The following is a 17,189-nucleotide window of genomic DNA, read 5'->3' as shown; positions in this document are numbered from 1 at the left end:
ACCTTAGACGCCTTGCTTCAGGCTCGCCGCAATGAAGTCGTCCAGGTCACCGTCCAGAATGGCCTGGGTGTTGCCGACCTCGTAGTTGGTGCGCAGATCCTTGATACGGGACTGGTCCAGCACGTAGCTGCGGATCTGGTGGCCCCAGCCGATGTCGCTCTTCGAGTCTTCCAGCTTCTGCTGCTCGGACTGGCGCTTGCGCAGTTCGGCCTCGTACAGGCGCGCCTTCAGCATCGACATGGCCTCGGCCTTGTTCTTGTGCTGCGAGCGGTCGTTCTGGCACTGCACGACAATGCCGGTGGGCTCGTGGGTGATGCGCACCGCGGAGTCGGTCTTGTTGATGTGCTGGCCGCCCGCACCCGAGGCGCGGTAGGTGTCGATGCGCAGGTCGGCGGGGTTGATCTCGATCTCGATCGAGTCGTCGACCTCGGGGAACACGAACACCGAGGTGAAGCTGGTGTGGCGGCGCGCGTTGGAGTCGAACGGCGACTTGCGCACCAGGCGGTGGATGCCGGTCTCGGTGCGCAGGAAGCCGTAGGCGTATTCGCCGGAGAACTTGATCGTGCAGTTCTTGATGCCGGCGACCTCGCCCTCGGTCTCTTCCATCAGCTCGACGGTGAAGCCCTTCTTTTCGCCGTAGCGCAGGTACATGCGCTCGAGCATGCCCGCCCAGTCCTGCGCCTCGGTACCGCCGGCGCCGGCCTGGATCTCGATGAAGCAGTTGTTCGGGTCCATTGGGTTGCTGAACATGCGGCGGAACTCGAGCTTCTCGATCGCCTCCTGCAACTCGACGAGGTCGGCTTCGACCGCCTCGAAGGTGTCGTCGTCGTCCTCGGCCTCGGCGAGCTCGTAGAGATCCTTGAGGTCGCGCGACTGCGCGTCGATCTGCTGCAGCGTCAGCACCACGTCTTCGAGCTGGCGCTTTTCCTTGCCAAGCTCCTGGGCACGTTCGGCGTTGTTCCAGACCGCCGGGTCTTCCAGTGCGCGGTTAACCTCTTCGAGCTTCGATGCTTTCACATCGTAGTCAAAGATACCTCCGTAGTTCGCGACCGCGGGCGGCGAGGTCGGCGAGTTTTTCGGCGATGGCGTTCTGGCGTTCGGCTTCCATGGCTGCGGCTCCGGCTGAATCTGGAAAACCGCGCATTATACCGGCCATGAGTCGATGGGCGTGTGTGGCATCGTTTCGTGCGGCATCGTTTCGCCGGCGGCCATCGCAGTGCAGCGCGGTGCGGGCGGACTTGCCAGCGACCTTGCGCCATACGAAGTCGCACGTCCGTGTGTGCGATCGCGCGGGTTTCGCCCGGGCGGGTGCCCGGATCAGGCTGCCTCGAAGTGCTCTACCATCAACTGCACGCTCGACACCCCCTGGTATTCGTTGATGCCCAGCCGGTAGGCGGCGTGGATCTGTGCGGCAGCACCTTCGGCGTGGTTGAACTGGATGGCCTCGTAGCGGCTGCCCCCGCGCGAGAGCTCGAGCTTGAGGTGCTTGTCCTTGAGCAGGCGCTGGCGCTCGACGCGGAACACGTCGTCGAACACCGGCGCGGGAAAGCCCTGGCCCCAGATCTCGTTGTCGAGCATGCGCACGGCGTCGAGCGCAAAGTAGCCCGACTCCAGGCTGCCGTCCGTGTCGATGCGTCGCTCGAGTTGGGCGGGCTCGAGCAACTCGCTTACCACCTCCTCAAAGGCTGCGTCGAAGCGCGCGAGTTCCGATTCGCGGATGGTGAGTCCGGCCGCCATGGCGTGGCCGCCGAAGCGCACGATGAGGTCGGGCTGGCGCTTGGTGACGAGATCGAGCGCGTCGCGCAGGTGCAGGCCGGGGATCGAGCGCCCGGAGCCCTTGAGCTCGCCGTCGTTGGCACGGGCGAAGGCAATGGTGGGGCGGTGCAGCTTTTCCTTGATGCGGCCGGCGACGATGCCGATCACGCCCTGGTGCCAGTCGGGCTCGAACAACGCCACGGTGGCGCGGTTGCCGGCGCTTACTTCCCCATTGATCCCGGCCAGGCGCGCGAGCGCTTCTTCCTGCATGCCGGCTTCGATGCTGCGGCGTTCGCGGTTGAGCTTGTCGAGTTCCTGGGCGATGTTCATCGCGCGCCCGGCGTCGTCGGTGATCAGGCACTCGATGCCGAGGCTCATGTCGGATAGCCGCCCGGCGGCGTTCAGCCGTGGGCCGATCATGAAGCCGAGATCCATTGTGCTGGCGCGTGCCGGATCGCGTCCGGCAAGGGCGAAAAGCGCGCGGATACCGGCCTGCATGCGGCCGGCGCGCATGCGCGCAAGACCCTGTGCCACCAGGATGCGGTTGTTGCGGTCGAGCTTGACCACGTCGGCCACGGTACCGAGCGCCACCAGGTCGAGCAGGTCGGCGAGGTTGGGCTCCGTGCCGCCGGCAAAGGCGCCGCGCTCGCGCAGTTCGGCGCGCAGCGCGAGCATCGTGTAGAACATCGCGCCGACGCCAGCCAGCGCCTTGCTCGGGAAATCGCAGCCGGGCTGGTTAGGGTTCACGATCACGTCGGCCTCGGGCAATACATCGCCGGGCAGGTGGTGGTCGGTGATCACGGTCGCCATGCCGTGCGCACGTGCCGCGGCGATGCCCTCGACGCTGGCGATGCCGTTGTCGACCGTGATCAGCACGTCGGGCTCGAGCCGCGCGGCGATCTCGACCATGGCGGGGGTGAGGCCGTAGCCCAAGGTGACGCGGTCGGGCACCAGGTAATGTACGTCGGCGCCGAAGGCGCGCAGCGCGCGCATGCCCACCGCGCAGGCGGTGGCGCCGTCGCAGTCATAGTCTGCGACGATCACCATGCGCGCGCCGGCCTCGATGGCGTCGGCGAGCAACACGGCGGCTTCCTGCGTCCCGGTCAGCGCTTCGGGTGGCAGCAGGTTCTTGAGGCGGGTGTCGAGCTCGTCGGCGCGAGCGATGCCGCGCGCGGCGTACAGGCGGGCGAGCAGCGGGTGCAGGCCGGCGTCCGCGAGGCGGGCGAAGGCTTGCTGCGATACGGGGCGGGACTGGATGCGGGTCATCGGTCGGAATTTGTATTCGGGGGCGAGGGCGGCTCGGAAGTCGTCAGCGGTGCCGGGGCAATCGACTTCAGCAGCGCCTCGAAAGCATAGGGTTTGCGCCAGAACTTCCAGCGGTCGCTGCCGCGGTTCTTGACCACCAGCGTGCCGCGGTCGCCTGGTGCGGTGATGCACAGGGTGTCGAGCTGGCCGCGCCGCAGCGCGTCGGCAAGCGGGGCGAACCAGTCGCGTTCGAGTGCCTGGAGGCCACGACGCCAGGCGTCGAGATCGAGCACCTGCGCGGGCCGGTGCAGGTCGTCCAGCACGACCAGCGTGTCCTGCTTCAACGCAGAAGCAAGGTCGGGCGTGGCGACCGGACATCGGCCGGCACGTGCGAGCCCGATGCTGAGCGGGTCGGTGGCCTGTACCAGGGCCGCCGGCGCCCGCGGCATGGGCTCGAGTTCCCCCGCGCCCCATAGCCACACGCTGTTGACGGGCCGCTGGCCGGATTCCTCGCGTGCCCGGCTGCGCGCGTGATTGTGCAGCACGATCTGCGCTTCGTTCATCGTGCGCTGCCACAGCCGAGCGTCCTCGCCCTCGGGGAGGAAGTGCTTCACCGGTCGGCCGACGACGTCGTCCAGGGGGTACAGCGTGACGTTCGTGGCCTTCGGCAACCGAAGATACCAGCGTGTCGGGGTGCAGGCCTCGAACGCCCCGAGGTCGGCGAAGATTTCATTGAGCGCAGCGACCAGTTCGGCGGCTTCCTCCGCCGCCAGCTGGCCGTCGTCGAAACCCTGCAGCAGCAGGTGCTCGCGGGCGAAGGAGAGGTTGACCGGGTCTGCGCATAGCCAGTGGCTGTCTTCGTCCGGGGGTTGCGCGCTCGTTTCGCCGAGGCGCCTGAGTGCAGCCAGGGGAAGTGGCGCGCCGTGCAAGCCGAACAGCCCTGCCCGTTGACCATCGTAGGGCTCGAAATCGCGCACTGAGCGCGACCCGCGGCCGAGCAGGGTGGCGAGCCCATCGAGCGTCAGCCCGGAAGCGGGGCCGAGCAGGGTTGCGGTAGGCCACAGCAGGCCGGGGATCAGGAGCTGGATCTGCATCGAAAGCGCATCATGGGGAGCGGCACGAGTCTAGCATGTGCAAGGGGGCATCTGCCGCGCGCCAGCCCGCGCCCGTGGTGGGCAGCGGCCCCGGATGAGCCTGTTGGGTGCGAGTTGACAGAAGCCGGCGCAAAGCCTTCAATTGATGCACATGAAAGAATCACATGATTGCATGGGGCCAGCATGAAGACGACGCCTTCCACCGCCCGCGAACCCACTGCCGCCTACGTCGCAGGGCGCGTCCTTGGCGGCGCGAGCATCGAGCACTACCTGCACGCAGCATCGGCCCTCGAGCGCGATCACATGGTGCGCGAGGGGTTTGATACGGGTTCGCTGGACGCGTTCGCCCACCGTTTCGGCCGCAGCGGACGCAGCCTCGCGCAGCTGCTGGGTGTGGCGCCGGCCACCTACGATCGCCGTGTGCGCGAGGGCAAGCCCCTGTCGCAGGATGACTCCGATCGCGTCGCCCGGCTGATCGATGTCGAACGCGCCGCTGCGCGCGTGTTCGGTGATGAGGCGGCGGCCCGCGAATGGCTGGCTGCGCCGATCCCGGTGCTCGGCGGCGCGATCCCCATCGAACTGCTCGCCACCACGCCGGGCCACCAGGCCGTGATGAACGCCCTGCGTCGCATCATGGCCGGCACCGCTGCCTGATGGCTGCGCGCAGGGCCACCTTGTGGCGGCTGGCGCAGGATTGGGTCGATCTCGAAACCGGGGTGCGCTTGTGCGTCGCGGAGGATTTCTCGTGTGCAGGCAACGGTGCGGCGGCCGTCGGCGGTCGCTGGAACAGCGTGGGCAGGCCGGTCATCTACCTGGCGGACAGCCTGGCCCTGGCGCAACTCGAGAAGCGCGTGCATACCCCGCTACGCCCGCCACGGGATCTGGTCGCGGTCGAGGCGATGCTGCCCGCTGCGGTCGTGGCAGCAGCCGAGACGGTCGTGCTCCCTGAAGGCTGGGATGCGGACAACGTCGACTGGTCGGTGGGCTGCGCGGTGTCGCAGCACCTTGGCGACGACTGGCTGGCGCGTGGCAGCGCCTTGCTGCTGCGTGTGCCATCGGTGGTGGTGCCGGTGGGGTGGAATTACCTTCTCAACCCGGCGCACCCGGATGCGGGGCGGGTGAAGACGCGTCGGATCGAATACAGGCCTGATGCGCGGTTGTGGTAAAGGGGGCTCGTTGATCGGGGGCGCTGCTCGGCCTGACCCAGGGCTCGCTGTTTGGCCCGACTGACGATCAACGGCAGCTATAAGACTTTGCCTTTTCAATAGCGACTTCCGGCCAAGAACTGCCAGTTAGCCTCTTTGCTCCAAGGGCACTCGAGCGGGAGCGCCGCTCTGAAACCTGCCGGATACTCAAGACGTACTCATCAGCCTGACCTGCCAGTCAGGTTGTACTGAGGTGAGCGGCAGCAATGTGCCCTGCTGCGGCCGCATGGCACTTAGTCCCAGCGACTTGCAGGCCTCTACTTCATCGGACTGTTGGTATCGGCCCTGGCCGGATGGCCGGCGAAGCAACGCTTGTGTGACTCGTTCTCGAGGCTTCGAGCCACGCCCGCTTTTCGCCCACCTTCGCCCACTCGTCTGCACCGGGAAGCGCCGGATGCGCCTCGACGATGCGAGGCCACGCCTTCGCCAGCGTGGCATTGAGCGCGAGGTATTCACGCTGCGCATCGGTGAGCTCATCCTCAGGCACGATCGCATTCACCGGGCATTCGGCCACGCACAAGGTGCAGTCGATGCACTCCTCCGGATCGATCACCAGGAAGTTCGGGCCTTCACGGAAGGCATCGACGGGACACATGCTCACGCAGTCCGTGTATTTGCAGCGGATGCACGCCTCGGTGACGACGTGGGTCATGGCAGTGTCTCCGCGAACAGGGCCTCGAGCACCGGAAAGAGCTCCCGCTCCTCGAAGCGCACGTGATCGATCAGTGCCTGCCCGGCCTGCGCTTCGTCCCTGCCGTTCAGTGCCGCCGCGAAAAGGTGCCTGAGTTGTGCGTGCTCCGCCCGCAGCCGTTCGGCGAGCGCGCAGTGGCGATCGGTCTCGAGCAGCGGCAGCAGGTCGCGCTCTTCCTCGACGAAATGGGCTTCGATGCGGGGAAGTTCGGTGCCGAGTTCGGCCTGGGCGCCGCCGGCGAGCAGATCCCTGCCGAGACGCAGCGCGGTGTGATGCTCACGGGACAATTGGGCGAGGCGGGTGTGGCGCTTCATGGCGGATCCCTGTGATGACTCCTTGAAGAGGAATTTAAAACTCCTCTTCAAAAGAGTCAACTTATATGAATCTATTATTGTTAGCATGCGGTCGACAACTACTCAGCTGCGTACCCTGCGATGAACATCACACAGCACACCGATTACGCGCTTCGGGTCCTCATGTACCTCGGGGCATGCCCCGAGCGGCGCGTCACCATCAAGGAAGTGGCCGAGCGCTTCGACATCTCGCGCAGCCACTTGATGAAGATCGTCACCGAACTGGTGGCGAAGGGCTTCGTCGATGGCGCGCGCGGCAAGGGCGGAGGCCTGAAGCTGGCGCGTGCCACGGCCGAGATCGGTGTAGGTGACGTGGTTCGTCAGGTGGAACCCAGCCTCGAACTGGTCGAGTGCTCAGGAACGCAATCGCACTGCCTGCTGGATCCGGCCTGCCGGCTCAAGGGCGCGCTGGACGGCGCCCTGCAGGCCTTCCTGGCCGCGCTCGACCGTGTTTCGCTTGCCGACCTCGTCGGCAGCGACGCACGACTGCACGCGGTGCTCGGGCTGGAACCGCCCGGGCGTCAGCCCTTGCCGGTCACGATCCCGCGCTAGGTCGCTCGGGCGAAAGAACGCTAGCGCAGGCGGATTGCCCACAGCAGTTTCGCGCGGGGCGCCGGCCGGATTGAAGCGCTTCACGCTTCGCACTGAACCGCGTCCCCCAAGGCCGCTGCCGAGCCATTTCGGGGTGCTGTGCTATGTTGAAAAAACAGCGGAGGGCAAGCGATGAAGATCCGTCAGGCCATGAGCTGGGAGTGGGATGCGATCGCCGGCATCGCCGCCGCCTTCGTGGCCATCGTTCTGCACCTGCTGCACATCGTCGATGAGACGGTCGTGCTTCCGATCCTGCTGGCGCTCGTGGGCCTGCTGTTCATCAATTTCATGCGCCACAGCCGCAACAACGAGCTGACCGCCGAGCAGGTCGAGCGCATGGGGCATACGGTCGACAGCCTGCAGGCCACACTCGAGCGTCCGGGCTTGGCCCTGATCGGGCCGCGCCAGTTGCAGACGGCGTATCACCGGTTCCTGCTTGCGATGAGCGGAGACTCGATCTGGTTCAACGTGTGCCTGTCGATGTACCGCACCCCCCCGCTTTTCGATGCCCTCCTGCGGCCGGCCATCGACAACCCGGCCATCGGGTCGATCCAGTTCGTGCTCGATGAAAGCCAGCGCGAGCTGTGGGACAGCACGATCGCGCCCCAGATCGCCGCTTGCGCCGGTCATGCGCGCGTTCGCCCGCCACGCTGGTGCAAGCTGGAGCGCACGCTCTCCTTCATCCTCGCGGACAGCCAGCACGGCGGCGGTTGCGAGGCCCTCCTCAGCTTCTGGGGCGAACCCTTCATGGCCCAGGCGACCGGGCGGGACGTGCCGCGCTTCGTGTTCCACGTACACCAGCACTCCGAGTTGCTGCCTCACCTGCTCGAACTCGAAGGCTGCAGCGCCCACTTTCGTTTGCGCGCGCAGTGAAGGGAACGCAGCAGGGCGCGGTGTTTCAGGATGAACGCCGCAGCAGCGCCAGGCGGATGCGCTCGATCGCGTGCGAGGGGCTCAGGCCTTTCGGGCAGACCTCGGTGCAGTTCATGATCGTCCGGCAGCGGTAGAGGCGATAGACGTCGTCGAGGAAGTCGAGACGCTCGGCGGTCGCAGTGTCGCGGCTGTCGGCAATGAAGCGGTAGGCCTGCAGCAGGCCCGAAGGCCCGATGAACTTGTCCGGATTCCACCAGTAGGACGGGCAGAACGCACTGCAGCAGGCGCACAGGATGCATTCGTACAGCCCGTCCAGGTGCTCGCGCTCGGTCGGGCTCTGCAGCCGTTCGCGCTCGGGCAGGGGCTGGTCGTTGATCAGCCAGGGCTTGATCGAGTGGTAGTGGGCGAAGAACTGCGTCATGTCCACGATTAGGTCGCGGATCACCGGGAAGCCCGGCAGTGGCCGCAGCACGATCGGCTCCTTCAGCCCGTCGAGCGCGGTGAGGCAGGCGAGGCCGTTGCGGCCGTTGATGTTCATCGCGTCCGAACCGCACACGCCCTCGCGGCACGAGCGCCGGAACGACAGGCTGTCGTCCTGGACGCGAAGCCGCATCAGCAGGTCGAGCAGCTTCTTGTCACCCGCCTCCGGCTGCACGTCGTAGGTCTGCATTCGCGGCGGATCGCCCGTCTCCGGGTCGTAGCGATAGATGCTCAGTTTCATGTCCGTCCCTTCGCCGCTCAGGCGGCCAGCGCCACCGTGGCCAGGCTCAGCAGCACGCGCACCAGCACGCCTAGCAGCACGACCGCGATCAGGCTCAGCACCGCCAGCCGCAGTCCGCGCGGCTGGATGTAGTCGAGCACGATGTCGCGCATGCCGACCCAGGCATGCACGCACAAGGCGCCGAACAGCAGCGCGATCAGCGGCCCGCCCAGCACGCCGCCGGCGAAGGCGCGCCACACGCCGAAATCGAGCGGCGGCGCAAAAGGCAGCGCAAGCACGCCGAACAGGATCAGCACCAGCAGCAGCAAGGCGCTGATGCGCTGCACCACCCATGCCCGCTGACCGTCGAACAGCCTCATGTCAGCCCCCAGACGAGAATGAGCAGGGCGAGCGCGGGGGCGGCGACTAGAACCAGGCGCGCACTGGCTCGTGCTCGCACAAGCTCGCTGCCCACGCCGACGTCCATCAGCAGGTGGCGGACCCCAGCCAGCACGTGATGCACAAGCGCCCACAACAGCACGGCTCCGGTAACGACCCACAAGGGCGACGAAAACAGATCGGAGACCGCCGTGAAACCCGCCTCGGTGCGCAGCGAGGCGTCGAGCATCAGGGCAACGACGGGCAGGGCAATGAACAGCAGCACCCCTGCCACCCGGTGCGCGATCGACGCGATCGCACTGATCGGAAAGCGGATCTGCGCCAGATTCAGGAATACCGGCAAGCGACGAGAATGCCTTTCCATATGGGCTCCCGAGCAGTTCGAGCCTCCGCCAGTGGCGGCGGAATGGCTCTTGTTCGAACCATAGACCAAAGGTTGACCCAGTGCCGGCCGCTGCCAGGCCCGCGCGCCTTCTGCAAATGGACGCGGGTGGTGAAGTAGCCGCGCGAGGGGCCGCTGAACTGCGTCAGCAAACGCAGCAGCTACTGCGCAGGAAGGCCGGGAATCAGAAGCACGACCATCGTTGCAGCCCAAGCCAGGACTCCCCCTTGAATTGCGACGAGGCTAAGCTCGAGTGCAACGATGTCTTCTCGGATTCCCAGCACGCAGCGCACCCCCCTCTTCAGCAGTGCGACTGAGGCACCGATTGCCAGTATGGGGATCGCCAGGACGGGAAGGATCTCGTCCTGGATGAGCGCCAAGGACGACAGCCAAAGTGGCAACAGGGACACCGTCGTAAGCATGAATGCATCGCGCCTGCTCGCTTTTGCGCCACGTGTCCCTGCAACCGCCCTGACCAACGACAGAACCATCAGGAAACCCACCAGTTGTGCGGCAAACAGCGCCAACTCGACGAACTGCCAACCCGAGGCTGAAAGCGCAGGCAAGTAGTGCGCAGAGCCGAGATCCGTGGCGTGCAACAGTATGGCGGGGGGCACCATTGCTGCCGGAAGCGCCAACCCGAAGGCGGTCGCGATCAACGACGGCGGACAGCGGGAGATTTCGTCCCAAGCAGCATCAGAGGACCAGAGCATTGGCGGCAGCTGAAGGGGAAACATGATCAATCTGGAGCGCGGAGAGCTGAAGATGTCCTTTTATATCACGTTACGATGTAAAGTGTCGCTGTTCATCTTTTGCGCGGATTCCGCGTCGGCCCAAAAGGCACGGCAGCGAGGCACACCAGCGCAAACCTCTCAACATCCGAAGGAGAGCATGACATGCGCAAACCTTTTCCCTTGAATCCAAAGCATCCCGAACGTATCTGCTGGGGGTGCGACAAGTATTGCGCGACCGATGCGCTCGGCTGTGGAAACGGTTCTGGTCGAACGATGCATCCTGCCGAGATGCTCGGGGAGGACTGGTACCTGCACGGTGACTGGGGGCTGGAAGTCGACACCAGCACGGGTCGCGCAGCGTCCTGACTAGTGTCAGTTCGCAGGATGAAGAAGCTGCCCTTCGCCGTCGCCTCAGGGACAAATGACAGGTGACCGGCGCATTGCTGCCCGACTTCATACATCAGGCCACCAGCCGCTTCAGTTGAGCAGTTCGCGGTCACTCTCCACGTTCAACGGCAGCTCCGCTCAGAAACCAGCCGCAGTACCAACGAGACAGTGAGTGTCTCTTCAGGGTCGGTAGTTCTACGTTGCAGAATCGAAAAGCTGGCGTTCGGCTCGTCCGGTGGGCCAGGTCGGTTGTGCCCGCCCGCGCCCGGGTGGACACCGGATCGTGGTCCGGGACGAGTGTGACAGGCAGTACCCGGCGGGCAGGGGCGTAACGGTGGCGCACCGGCTCGTTACGCCCTATACAATGGCGCCCATCATGCGATCACACCCTGCTTCCCGCGCCGCGCTTTCCGTTGTCGAATCAGAGGGTTCCAGCATCGTCGACGGTGCAGTCGCGGGCCGCCGCGCGGCGCCCTTCCTGCCCATGTCGCGCAAGGAGATGGACGCGCTCGGTTGGGACCAGTGCGACGTCATCCTGGTGACCGGCGACGCCTACATTGACCATCCCAGCTTCGGCATGGCGCTGGTGGGGCGTCTGCTGGAGGCGCACGGATTCCGTGTCGGCATCCTCAGTCAGCCGGACTGGCATTCGGCCGAGCCTTTCCGCGCACTGGGCAAGCCGCGTCTGTATTTCGGCATCACCGCCGGCAACATGGATTCGCTGGTCAATCGCTACACCTCGGACCGCAAGATCCGCTCCGAGGATGCCTACACGCCCAACGCCGAGGCGGGCAGGCGGCCCGATCGCGCGGTGACCGTATATGCGCAGCGCGCGCGGGAAGCGTTTCCGGGCACGCCCATCGTCATCGGCAGCATCGAAGCCAGCCTGCGCCGCATCGCGCATTACGACTACTGGTCGGACAAGGTGCGGCGCTCGGTGCTGCCCGATTCGAAGGCAGACATCCTGCTGTTCGGCAACGCCGAGCGCGCGCTGGTGGCGCTGACCCACCGCCTGGCGGCAGGCGAGCCGATCGAGTCCATTCGCGACCTGCGCGGTACAGCCTTCATGGTCAAGCCGGGCTGGCGGCCGTCAGAGGACTGGCACGAGATCGATTCGCTCGCGCTCGACAAGCCCGGCCGCATCGACACGCATCCCGACCCTTATGCGATGGAGCCGACGGCTGCTGCGCCCAGGACCGCCGCCGACGGTGCGCAGCCGGTGCGCATCGTGCCGGCGGCCGAAAGGGTGGCCGCGCGCCGCGCCGACCGCGCGCGCACGGTGATCCGGCTGCCATCCTACGAGCAGGTGAAGGACGACTTGGTGATGTACGCCCACGCTTCGCGCGTGTTCCATCTCGAATCCAATCCGGGCAACGCGCGTGCGATGGTGCAGTGCCATGGTGAAGGCCCCGGTGCGCGCGACGTGTGGATCAACCCGCCGCCCGTGCCGCTGACCACGCCCGAGATGGACTTCGTGTATGACCGGCCCTTCGCGCGTGCGCCGCACCCGAGCTATGGCGGTGCGCGCATCCCGGCCTGGGACATGATCAAGTTCTCGATCAACATCATGCGCGGCTGTTTCGGCGGCTGCACCTTCTGTTCGATCACCGAGCACGAGGGGCGCATCATCCAGAGCCGCTCGCACGAATCGATCCTCCACGAGATCGAGGAGATCCGCGACAAGTCGCCCGACTTCAAGGGCCACATCACCGACCTCGGCGGGCCGACCGCCAACATGTACCGCATGGCCTGCAAGAGCAAGGCGATCGAGGAGAACTGCCGGCGCCTGTCCTGCGTGTATCCGGGCATTTGCGAGAACCTCAACACCGACCATTCCTCGCTGGTCGAGCTCTACCGCAAGGCGCGCGCGGTGCCGGGCGTCAAGCGCATCACCATCGGCTCGGGGCTGCGTTACGACCTTGCGGTACGCTCGCCGGAGTACGTGAAGGAGCTCGTCACCCACCATGTCAGTGGCCTGCTCAAGATCGCGCCCGAACACACTGAGGAGAACACGCTCTCCAAGATGATGAAGCCGGGCATCGGCGCGTATGAGGAATTCCGCCGGATGTTCGAGAAGTTCTCGGCGCAGGCGGGAAAGAAGCAGCATCTGGTGCCGTACTTCATCGCTGCGCATCCGGGCACGACCGACGAGGACATGCTGAACCTGGCGCTGTGGTTGAAGAAGAACAACTTCCGCCTCGATCAGGTGCAGACTTTCCTGCCCACGCCAATGGCGCTGGCGACCACGATGTACCACGCGCGCAAGAACCCGCTGAAGAAGGTTTCGGCCGATTCCGAGGTTGTGGAAACGGCTCGTGCTGGGAAGATCCGCAAGCTGCACAAGGCCTTCCTGCGCTGGCACGATCCGGAAAACTGGCCGATCCTGCGCGAGGGGCTGATGCAGATGGGGCGCGCGGACCTGATCGGCAACGGCCCGCACTGCCTCGTTCCGCGCCACCAGCCTGCCGGAGCGGTTGCGGCCGATGCGCGCAAGGAGAAAGGCGGGCGCTGTGCCCGCAAGAAGGCGCTGAGCAGTGTGCCCGGGAGCGCACCCAAGAGCGGATCCAAGCCCACAGCCGGAAACCCCCCGCAGGTCGGGAGGCCGCGCCGCGGCCGCGCCTGACGCCTACGCGATCGCCTGTGGCGTGGTCGCGAAGCGGTTGCGCCCGCCGGCCTTGGCGCGATACATCGCCTCGTCCGCACGGCGCAACAGGTCTTCTGCGCGCTCGTCCGCACCGCTGAAGCCGCTGATTCCGATGCTTGGCGTGTTGTGGCAGGCCTTGCCGTCGAGAATGAAGGGGCGGTTGAGCGCTGCGAGGACGTTCTCGGCGATATGTTGGGCCTTTTCGCTGGCTTCCGCGCTGGTGTCGCCCAGGTCTTCGAGCATCACCACGAACTCGTCCCCGCCCAGCCGGGCAACGGTGTCGCCTTCGCGGACGCTTTGCCGCAGCCGCGTGCCGACTTCACACAGGAGCTGGTCACCCGCATCGTGGCCGTGCATGTCGTTGACCATCTTGAAGTGATCCAGATCGACGAAGAGCAGGGCGCCATGACGTCCGCTGCGGCGACTGTTGGCAATGCCCTGGCGCAGGCGGTCGAGCAGGAAGCGGCGGTTGGGCAACTGCGTCAGCGTGTCCACGAAGGCCAGGTTGCGCACGGCTTCGATTGCAGCGCGCTGTTCGGTGATGTCCACGATCACGCCGTCCAGCCATTGCGCCTGCCCCGTGGCATCGACATGCGCCTGCCCGCGCTCACTGACCCAGCGCTGCCGCCCGCTGCGGTCGATGATGCGGTATTCGACTTCGTATGGGCTGCGTGTGGCGATCGCCTGCTCGATCCGCGTGGACACGTGCGGGATGTCATCCTCGGCCATGAAGTTGCCAAAGGTGAGCTCTCCGTTCATGAAACGCAGTGCGTCTGCTCCCGTGAGGGCTTCGATGCGCTGGCTGACGTGAATGAAGCGCCACGGGGCTCGGAGCTCGGAGCGGAACACCACACCCGGCACGTTTTCCACCAGGGTGCGGAACTGCTCGCGACTGTCGGCGAGCCGCGTTGCGGCGGTGGACATGCGCTGGCGGTGATGCGCATTGATGTAAAGCATCGCGAACAGCAGCAGGTCAAGGGCGAGGCCGCCCACGAGCACGAGTGCAGGCGTGCGGTTGACCGCCAGGGTCTCGAAGTGCCTTGTGCTGCTGAAGCGTGCGACCCAGGTGCGCCCGCCGAACTCGACCGGCAGCGTGGTGCTGAATGCCGAGGCATGCCCGTCCGGCGCGTTCGAGAACATCCGCTGGTGCTCGCCAACGCTGCCGTCGAAGAGCTCCACGCCCATCGCGCCGGGAGATACGCCGAACACACGCTCCATGATCCTCTGCGTGTGAAATGCGCCGAAGACGTAGCCCTGCAGCTTGCTTTGCGGCGAGGGCTCCGCCGCTGCGTCCGCATGGGCGGTGTAGACGGGGAGATAGACCAGGAACCCCGGCATGGGCCGCTCCGGGGCGCTCTGGATCAGTGTCACCGCTTCGCTCAGCGCCGTGGTGCCACTGTCGCGGGCTGCCTCCATTGCAGCCCTGCGCTTGGGCTCGGTGAGCATGTCGTAGCCGAAGGCGGGGGCATTCACTGCGTCGAGCGGTGAGATGAACACGATGCTGCTCTGCGTGTCGTTCCCGGTTTCCGGATGGACGCGAAAGCCGGGGAAGCCTTCCGCGCGCACCGCTCGCTCGACCGCTGCGCGCTCGCCTGCGCCGAACACCGGGGCGTAGCCGATCGACTGCACGCCTGGTAGAAAGCGCTCCAGGGCGAGGGTTTCGATATAGGCATTCCACTCCCGGCGGTCCACGCGTTCGCTCCCCGCGAACAATCCGGCGACCCCGCGCAGCACCTGCTCATAGGCCTCGAGCTTCGATAGCAGCAGCCCGTGCTCGATTTCGGCGCGCAGCCGAAAGCGCTCCTGGGTGCGGCTTTCGAACTGCAGGTCGAAATGACGCCACGTCACCAGCGTCACCGCGAGCGCAAGGCCTAGCGCCGCCCAGGCAACCGACTTGCGGTCCAGCAGGGTAAAGCCAGTCTGGAATGAGGCTGGCTTTGGGGTCGCCACGCTCATGGGCATTCACCCGCGATTGCACGTCTGCAGTTTCCCACGATTCCCACCGAGGAGCCAGTCGCCTCCTCGAACTATAGAGGAGGGATCGTGACGATGCTTACATTCACATGCCTTTCGGGCTCGCCAGTGCGGGCCTGGCCGTGCACAATTCGGGCCCTTGCCATGTGGAACCGGGACCCGAACACTCCGATGCGCTACGAATTCCTCGTCGGCCTGCGCTACACGCGCTCGCGCAAGCGGGCGCAGGGACGCAACCGCTTCATCTCGTTCATCTCCCTTGTGTCGATGTTCGGCATTGCGCTGGGAGTCGCCGCGCTGATTGTGGTGCTATCGGTGATGAACGGCTTTCAGGAGGAACTGCGCACGCGCATCCTGGGTGTGGCCTCGCATGTCCAGGTGCACAGCCCGGAGGGTGGCTTGCTGCGCTGGCAACAGGTTGCCGACGACTCGATGCGTCACCCCTCGGTGCTGGCCGCCGCACCCTATGTGCAGGAGCAGGGCATGCTTTCGTTCGACGAGGGCGTGCGTGGCACCATTGTGCGCGGCGTGATTCCGGCCGAGGAGGACAAGGTGGCCGACTTCGCCCGCTACATGCAGGTGGGTAGCTTCGACGCGCTGCAGCCCGGGCGCTTCGGAATCGTGCTGGGGCGGGATCTGGCGTTTGCGCTGCGCGCGCGGCTCGGCGACAAGATCACACTGATCGCGCCCCAGGGACTGGTGACCCCCGCCGCGGTGCTGCCGCGTGTGAAGCAGTTCGAGGTGGTGGGCATCTTTGAAGCTGGCATGTACGAGTACGACTCGGGGCTGGCCCTGGTGCATATGGCCGACGCCCAGGCCCTGTACCGGCTCGGCGACGCCGTGAGCGGGGTGCGCCTCAAGCTCGACGATCTGTTTGCCGCCCCGCGCGTGGCACGCGAACTGGCGCTGAGCATCACCGAGCCGGGGCTCATCGTGTCCGACTGGACGCGCAGCCATGCCAACTTCTTCCGTGCCGTGGCGCTGGAGAAAACGATGATGACGCTGATCCTGTTTCTGATCGTGGCGGTGGCGGCCTTCAACATCGTGTCCACGCTGGTGATGGCGGTGCAGGAGAAGTACGCCGACATCGCCATCCTGCGCACCCTCGGTGCGAGCCCGGGTTCGATCATGGCGATCTTCGTGCTACAGGGTTCGATCATCGGCCTGGTGGGGCTTGGGGCGGGGGTGATCGGAGGGCTGGCGATCGCGAACAATCTCGACGTCGTGATCCCTGCGCTGGAGGCGCTGACCGGCGCAACCCTGTGGAACAAGGAAATCTATTACATCAACGAATTGCCCTCGAAAGTGCTCGGCGCGGATGTGGTGACCATCGTCTCGGTCTCCTTCGTGCTCACGTTGCTGGCCGCGCTGTACCCGAGCTGGCGGGCCTCGCGGGTCAATCCGGCGGAGGCGCTGCGTTATGAGTGAGGCCATGGACAGGACCGGAGAACAGGCTTCCGTGGTGGCCTGCTCGGGGCTTTCGAAGCATTTTCGCGAGGGGGTCGATGCAGTCAGGGTGCTCGATGGGATCGACCTGGAGGTGCGGCGCGGGGAGCGGATTGCGATCGTCGGAGCCTCCGGTTCCGGCAAGAGCACGCTGATGCACCTGCTCGGCGGGCTGGACGTGCCCAGCGCGGGCAGTGTGCGGCTGATGGGGCAGGACTTTTCCGGGCTGTCGGAGACGGCGCGCGGCCGCCTGCGCAACGAGGCGCTTGGTTTCGTCTACCAGTTCCACCACCTCCTGCCCGAGTTCTCCGCGCTCGAGAACGTCGCGATGCCGCTCTACATCCGGCGCGTGCCACGCGCCGAGGCCGACGAGCGCGCTGCGCAGATGCTTGGCGAAGTGGGTCTCGCACATCGCCTCGACCACGCGCCGGGCGAGCTCTCCGGCGGCGAGCGCCAGCGTGCGGCGATCGCCCGGGCGCTGGTGTCGCAGCCCGCCTGCGTGCTGGCCGACGAACCCACCGGAAACCTCGACCGGCGCACCGCCGAAACGGTGTTCGAGCTGATGCTCTCGCTCAACGAGCGGCTGGCGACGAGTTTTGTGATCGTCACGCACGACGAGGCGCTCGCGGCCCGCGCGCAACGGGTGCTTCGTCTGGTGGACGGACGTCTGTGCTGACGTTTCGATCCACTTTTCGCAAATCTTAAAGTTTCCGCAG

At 66.0% G+C, this 17,189-nt stretch carries 18 protein-coding genes; 8 read left to right on the top strand and 10 right to left on the bottom strand.

The genetic code is table 11. From position 1 onward, the window contains the following. Positions 1–3 precede the first annotated feature (3 nt). From prfB to ACNKW1_RS03590, 3 genes are all read right to left on the bottom strand, one after another. Positions 4–1,108, bottom strand: a protein-coding gene (prfB, locus tag ACNKW1_RS03600; RefSeq protein ID WP_418363215.1) for a peptide chain release factor 2 whose coding sequence is annotated in 2 segments (ribosomal slippage) — positions 4–1,026 and positions 1,028–1,108 — 1,104 coding nt in all. Because the reading frame shifts where the segments join, the coding sequence is not laid out codon by codon here. Positions 1,109–1,317: 209 nt separating this feature from the next. Beyond that, entirely contained in the window at positions 1,318–3,021 is a 1,704-nt protein-coding gene (recJ, locus tag ACNKW1_RS03595) for a single-stranded-DNA-specific exonuclease RecJ (protein ID WP_418363214.1), read from the bottom strand. Then, positions 3,018–4,094: a hypothetical protein gene (locus ACNKW1_RS03590; protein ID WP_418363213.1), complete on the bottom strand. Its 1,077-nt coding sequence runs from the start codon at positions 4,092–4,094 to the stop codon at positions 3,018–3,020. The genes recJ and ACNKW1_RS03590 overlap by 4 nt, the downstream gene beginning before the upstream one ends. Before the next feature lie 183 nt (positions 4,095–4,277). On the opposite strand from ACNKW1_RS03590, the gene ACNKW1_RS03585 reads away from it, so the two are divergent. Together ACNKW1_RS03585 and ACNKW1_RS03580 are read left to right on the top strand one after the other, a co-directional pair. Continuing rightward, positions 4,278–4,748: an antitoxin Xre/MbcA/ParS toxin-binding domain-containing protein gene (locus tag ACNKW1_RS03585; RefSeq protein ID WP_418363212.1), complete on the top strand. Its 471-nt coding sequence runs from the start codon at positions 4,278–4,280 to the stop codon at positions 4,746–4,748. Further along, positions 4,748–5,260 (top strand): RES family NAD+ phosphorylase, encoded by a 513-nt coding sequence (locus ACNKW1_RS03580; protein WP_418363211.1) that lies wholly within the window; start codon positions 4,748–4,750, stop codon positions 5,258–5,260. Before ACNKW1_RS03585 ends, ACNKW1_RS03580 begins: the two co-directional genes overlap by 1 nt. Positions 5,261–5,561: 301 nt before the next feature. Here ACNKW1_RS03580 and fdxA read toward each other — a convergent pair whose 3' ends face one another. Continuing rightward, entirely contained in the window at positions 5,562–5,951 is a 390-nt protein-coding gene (gene fdxA / locus ACNKW1_RS03575; RefSeq protein WP_418363210.1) for a ferredoxin FdxA, read from the bottom strand. After that, positions 5,948–6,304, bottom strand: a complete 357-nt coding sequence (locus ACNKW1_RS03570; protein WP_418363209.1) for a hemerythrin domain-containing protein — start codon at positions 6,302–6,304, stop codon at positions 5,948–5,950. The genes fdxA and ACNKW1_RS03570 overlap by 4 nt, the downstream gene beginning before the upstream one ends. Positions 6,305–6,424: 120 nt before the next feature. Here ACNKW1_RS03570 and ACNKW1_RS03565 point away from each other — a divergent pair, with 120 nt between their 5' ends. Together ACNKW1_RS03565 and ACNKW1_RS03560 are read left to right on the top strand one after the other, a co-directional pair. Further along, positions 6,425–6,895: an RrF2 family transcriptional regulator gene (locus ACNKW1_RS03565; protein ID WP_418363208.1), complete on the top strand. Its 471-nt coding sequence runs from the start codon at positions 6,425–6,427 to the stop codon at positions 6,893–6,895. 171 nt (positions 6,896–7,066) lie between these two features. Further along, entirely contained in the window at positions 7,067–7,807 is a 741-nt protein-coding gene (locus ACNKW1_RS03560) for a hypothetical protein (RefSeq protein ID WP_418363207.1), read from the top strand. Positions 7,808–7,832: 25 nt separating this feature from the next. On the opposite strand, the gene ACNKW1_RS03555 is transcribed toward ACNKW1_RS03560, so the two are convergent. The 4 genes from ACNKW1_RS03555 to ACNKW1_RS03540 form a co-directional block, all read right to left on the bottom strand. Further along, positions 7,833–8,528 (bottom strand): succinate dehydrogenase iron-sulfur subunit, encoded by a 696-nt coding sequence (locus ACNKW1_RS03555; protein ID WP_418363206.1) that lies wholly within the window; start codon positions 8,526–8,528, stop codon positions 7,833–7,835. 17 nt (positions 8,529–8,545) lie between these two features. Next, complete coding sequence (sdhD, locus tag ACNKW1_RS03550; RefSeq protein WP_418363205.1) at positions 8,546–8,887, bottom strand: succinate dehydrogenase, hydrophobic membrane anchor protein; 342 nt, start codon at positions 8,885–8,887, stop codon at positions 8,546–8,548. After that, positions 8,884–9,270 (bottom strand): succinate dehydrogenase, cytochrome b556 subunit, encoded by a 387-nt coding sequence (sdhC, locus tag ACNKW1_RS03545; protein ID WP_418363204.1) that lies wholly within the window; start codon positions 9,268–9,270, stop codon positions 8,884–8,886. Before sdhC ends, sdhD begins: the two co-directional genes overlap by 4 nt. 179 nt (positions 9,271–9,449) lie before the next feature. Then, positions 9,450–10,025 carry a DUF1282 domain-containing protein gene (locus tag ACNKW1_RS03540; protein ID WP_418363203.1) on the bottom strand — a complete coding sequence of 192 codons (576 nt, stop codon included), beginning with the start codon at positions 10,023–10,025 and terminating at the stop codon, positions 9,450–9,452. A gap of 159 nt (positions 10,026–10,184) precedes the next feature. On the opposite strand from ACNKW1_RS03540, the gene ACNKW1_RS03535 reads away from it, so the two are divergent. Together ACNKW1_RS03535 and ACNKW1_RS03530 are read left to right on the top strand one after the other, a co-directional pair. Continuing rightward, positions 10,185–10,388 carry a DUF3079 domain-containing protein gene (locus ACNKW1_RS03535; protein WP_418363202.1) on the top strand — a complete coding sequence of 68 codons (204 nt, stop codon included), beginning with the start codon at positions 10,185–10,187 and terminating at the stop codon, positions 10,386–10,388. Between the two features lie 505 nt (positions 10,389–10,893). Then, complete coding sequence (locus ACNKW1_RS03530) at positions 10,894–13,032, top strand: YgiQ family radical SAM protein (RefSeq protein ID WP_418363358.1); 2,139 nt, start codon at positions 10,894–10,896, stop codon at positions 13,030–13,032. A gap of 3 nt (positions 13,033–13,035) precedes the next feature. Here ACNKW1_RS03530 and ACNKW1_RS03525 read toward each other — a convergent pair whose 3' ends face one another. Beyond that, a complete protein-coding gene (locus tag ACNKW1_RS03525) occupies positions 13,036–15,009 on the bottom strand; it encodes a CHASE domain-containing protein (protein WP_418363201.1) in 1,974 nt (657 codons plus the stop codon). Between the two features lie 189 nt (positions 15,010–15,198). Here ACNKW1_RS03525 and ACNKW1_RS03520 point away from each other — a divergent pair, with 189 nt between their 5' ends. Both ACNKW1_RS03520 and lolD read left to right on the top strand, forming a co-directional pair. Continuing rightward, entirely contained in the window at positions 15,199–16,455 is a 1,257-nt protein-coding gene (locus ACNKW1_RS03520; RefSeq protein WP_418363200.1) for a lipoprotein-releasing ABC transporter permease subunit, read from the top strand. Continuing rightward, positions 16,448–17,149 (top strand): lipoprotein-releasing ABC transporter ATP-binding protein LolD, encoded by a 702-nt coding sequence (gene lolD / locus ACNKW1_RS03515; RefSeq protein ID WP_418363199.1) that lies wholly within the window; start codon positions 16,448–16,450, stop codon positions 17,147–17,149. Before ACNKW1_RS03520 ends, lolD begins: the two co-directional genes overlap by 8 nt. The last annotated feature ends 40 nt before the right edge of the window (positions 17,150–17,189 follow it).

It is taken from the genome of Thauera sp. WH-2 (genome assembly GCF_048321015.1).
GTDB lineage: Bacteria > Pseudomonadota > Gammaproteobacteria > Burkholderiales > Rhodocyclaceae > Thauera.
This window is presented reverse-complemented; position numbering and strand designations above follow the sequence as displayed.

What these genes read in the sequence shown, in the direction of transcription:
- ACNKW1_RS03540 (WP_418363203.1), bottom strand. Translation starts at nt 10,025, where the DNA reads ATGTTTCCCCTTCAGCTGCCGCCAATGCTCTGGTCCTCTGATGCTGCT.
- ACNKW1_RS03590 (WP_418363213.1), bottom strand. Translation starts at nt 4,094, where the DNA reads ATGCAGATCCAGCTCCTGATCCCCGGCCTGCTGTGGCCTACCGCAACC.
- sdhD (WP_418363205.1), bottom strand. Translation starts at nt 8,887, where the DNA reads ATGAGGCTGTTCGACGGTCAGCGGGCATGGGTGGTGCAGCGCATCAGC.
- ACNKW1_RS03585 (WP_418363212.1), top strand. Translation starts at nt 4,278, where the DNA reads ATGAAGACGACGCCTTCCACCGCCCGCGAACCCACTGCCGCCTACGTC.
- ACNKW1_RS03555 (WP_418363206.1), bottom strand. Translation starts at nt 8,528, where the DNA reads ATGAAACTGAGCATCTATCGCTACGACCCGGAGACGGGCGATCCGCCG.
- ACNKW1_RS03570 (WP_418363209.1), bottom strand. Translation starts at nt 6,304, where the DNA reads ATGAAGCGCCACACCCGCCTCGCCCAATTGTCCCGTGAGCATCACACC.
- ACNKW1_RS03525 (WP_418363201.1), bottom strand. Translation starts at nt 15,009, where the DNA reads ATGAGCGTGGCGACCCCAAAGCCAGCCTCATTCCAGACTGGCTTTACC.
- ACNKW1_RS03580 (WP_418363211.1), top strand. Translation starts at nt 4,748, where the DNA reads ATGGCTGCGCGCAGGGCCACCTTGTGGCGGCTGGCGCAGGATTGGGTC.
- ACNKW1_RS03535 (WP_418363202.1), top strand. Translation starts at nt 10,185, where the DNA reads ATGCGCAAACCTTTTCCCTTGAATCCAAAGCATCCCGAACGTATCTGC.
- ACNKW1_RS03520 (WP_418363200.1), top strand. Translation starts at nt 15,199, where the DNA reads ATGCGCTACGAATTCCTCGTCGGCCTGCGCTACACGCGCTCGCGCAAG.
- lolD (WP_418363199.1), top strand. Translation starts at nt 16,448, where the DNA reads ATGAGTGAGGCCATGGACAGGACCGGAGAACAGGCTTCCGTGGTGGCC.
- recJ (WP_418363214.1), bottom strand. Translation starts at nt 3,021, where the DNA reads ATGACCCGCATCCAGTCCCGCCCCGTATCGCAGCAAGCCTTCGCCCGC.
- ACNKW1_RS03560 (WP_418363207.1), top strand. Translation starts at nt 7,067, where the DNA reads ATGAAGATCCGTCAGGCCATGAGCTGGGAGTGGGATGCGATCGCCGGC.
- sdhC (WP_418363204.1), bottom strand. Translation starts at nt 9,270, where the DNA reads ATGGAAAGGCATTCTCGTCGCTTGCCGGTATTCCTGAATCTGGCGCAG.
- ACNKW1_RS03565 (WP_418363208.1), top strand. Translation starts at nt 6,425, where the DNA reads ATGAACATCACACAGCACACCGATTACGCGCTTCGGGTCCTCATGTAC.
- ACNKW1_RS03530 (WP_418363358.1), top strand. Translation starts at nt 10,894, where the DNA reads ATGTCGCGCAAGGAGATGGACGCGCTCGGTTGGGACCAGTGCGACGTC.
- fdxA (WP_418363210.1), bottom strand. Translation starts at nt 5,951, where the DNA reads ATGACCCACGTCGTCACCGAGGCGTGCATCCGCTGCAAATACACGGAC.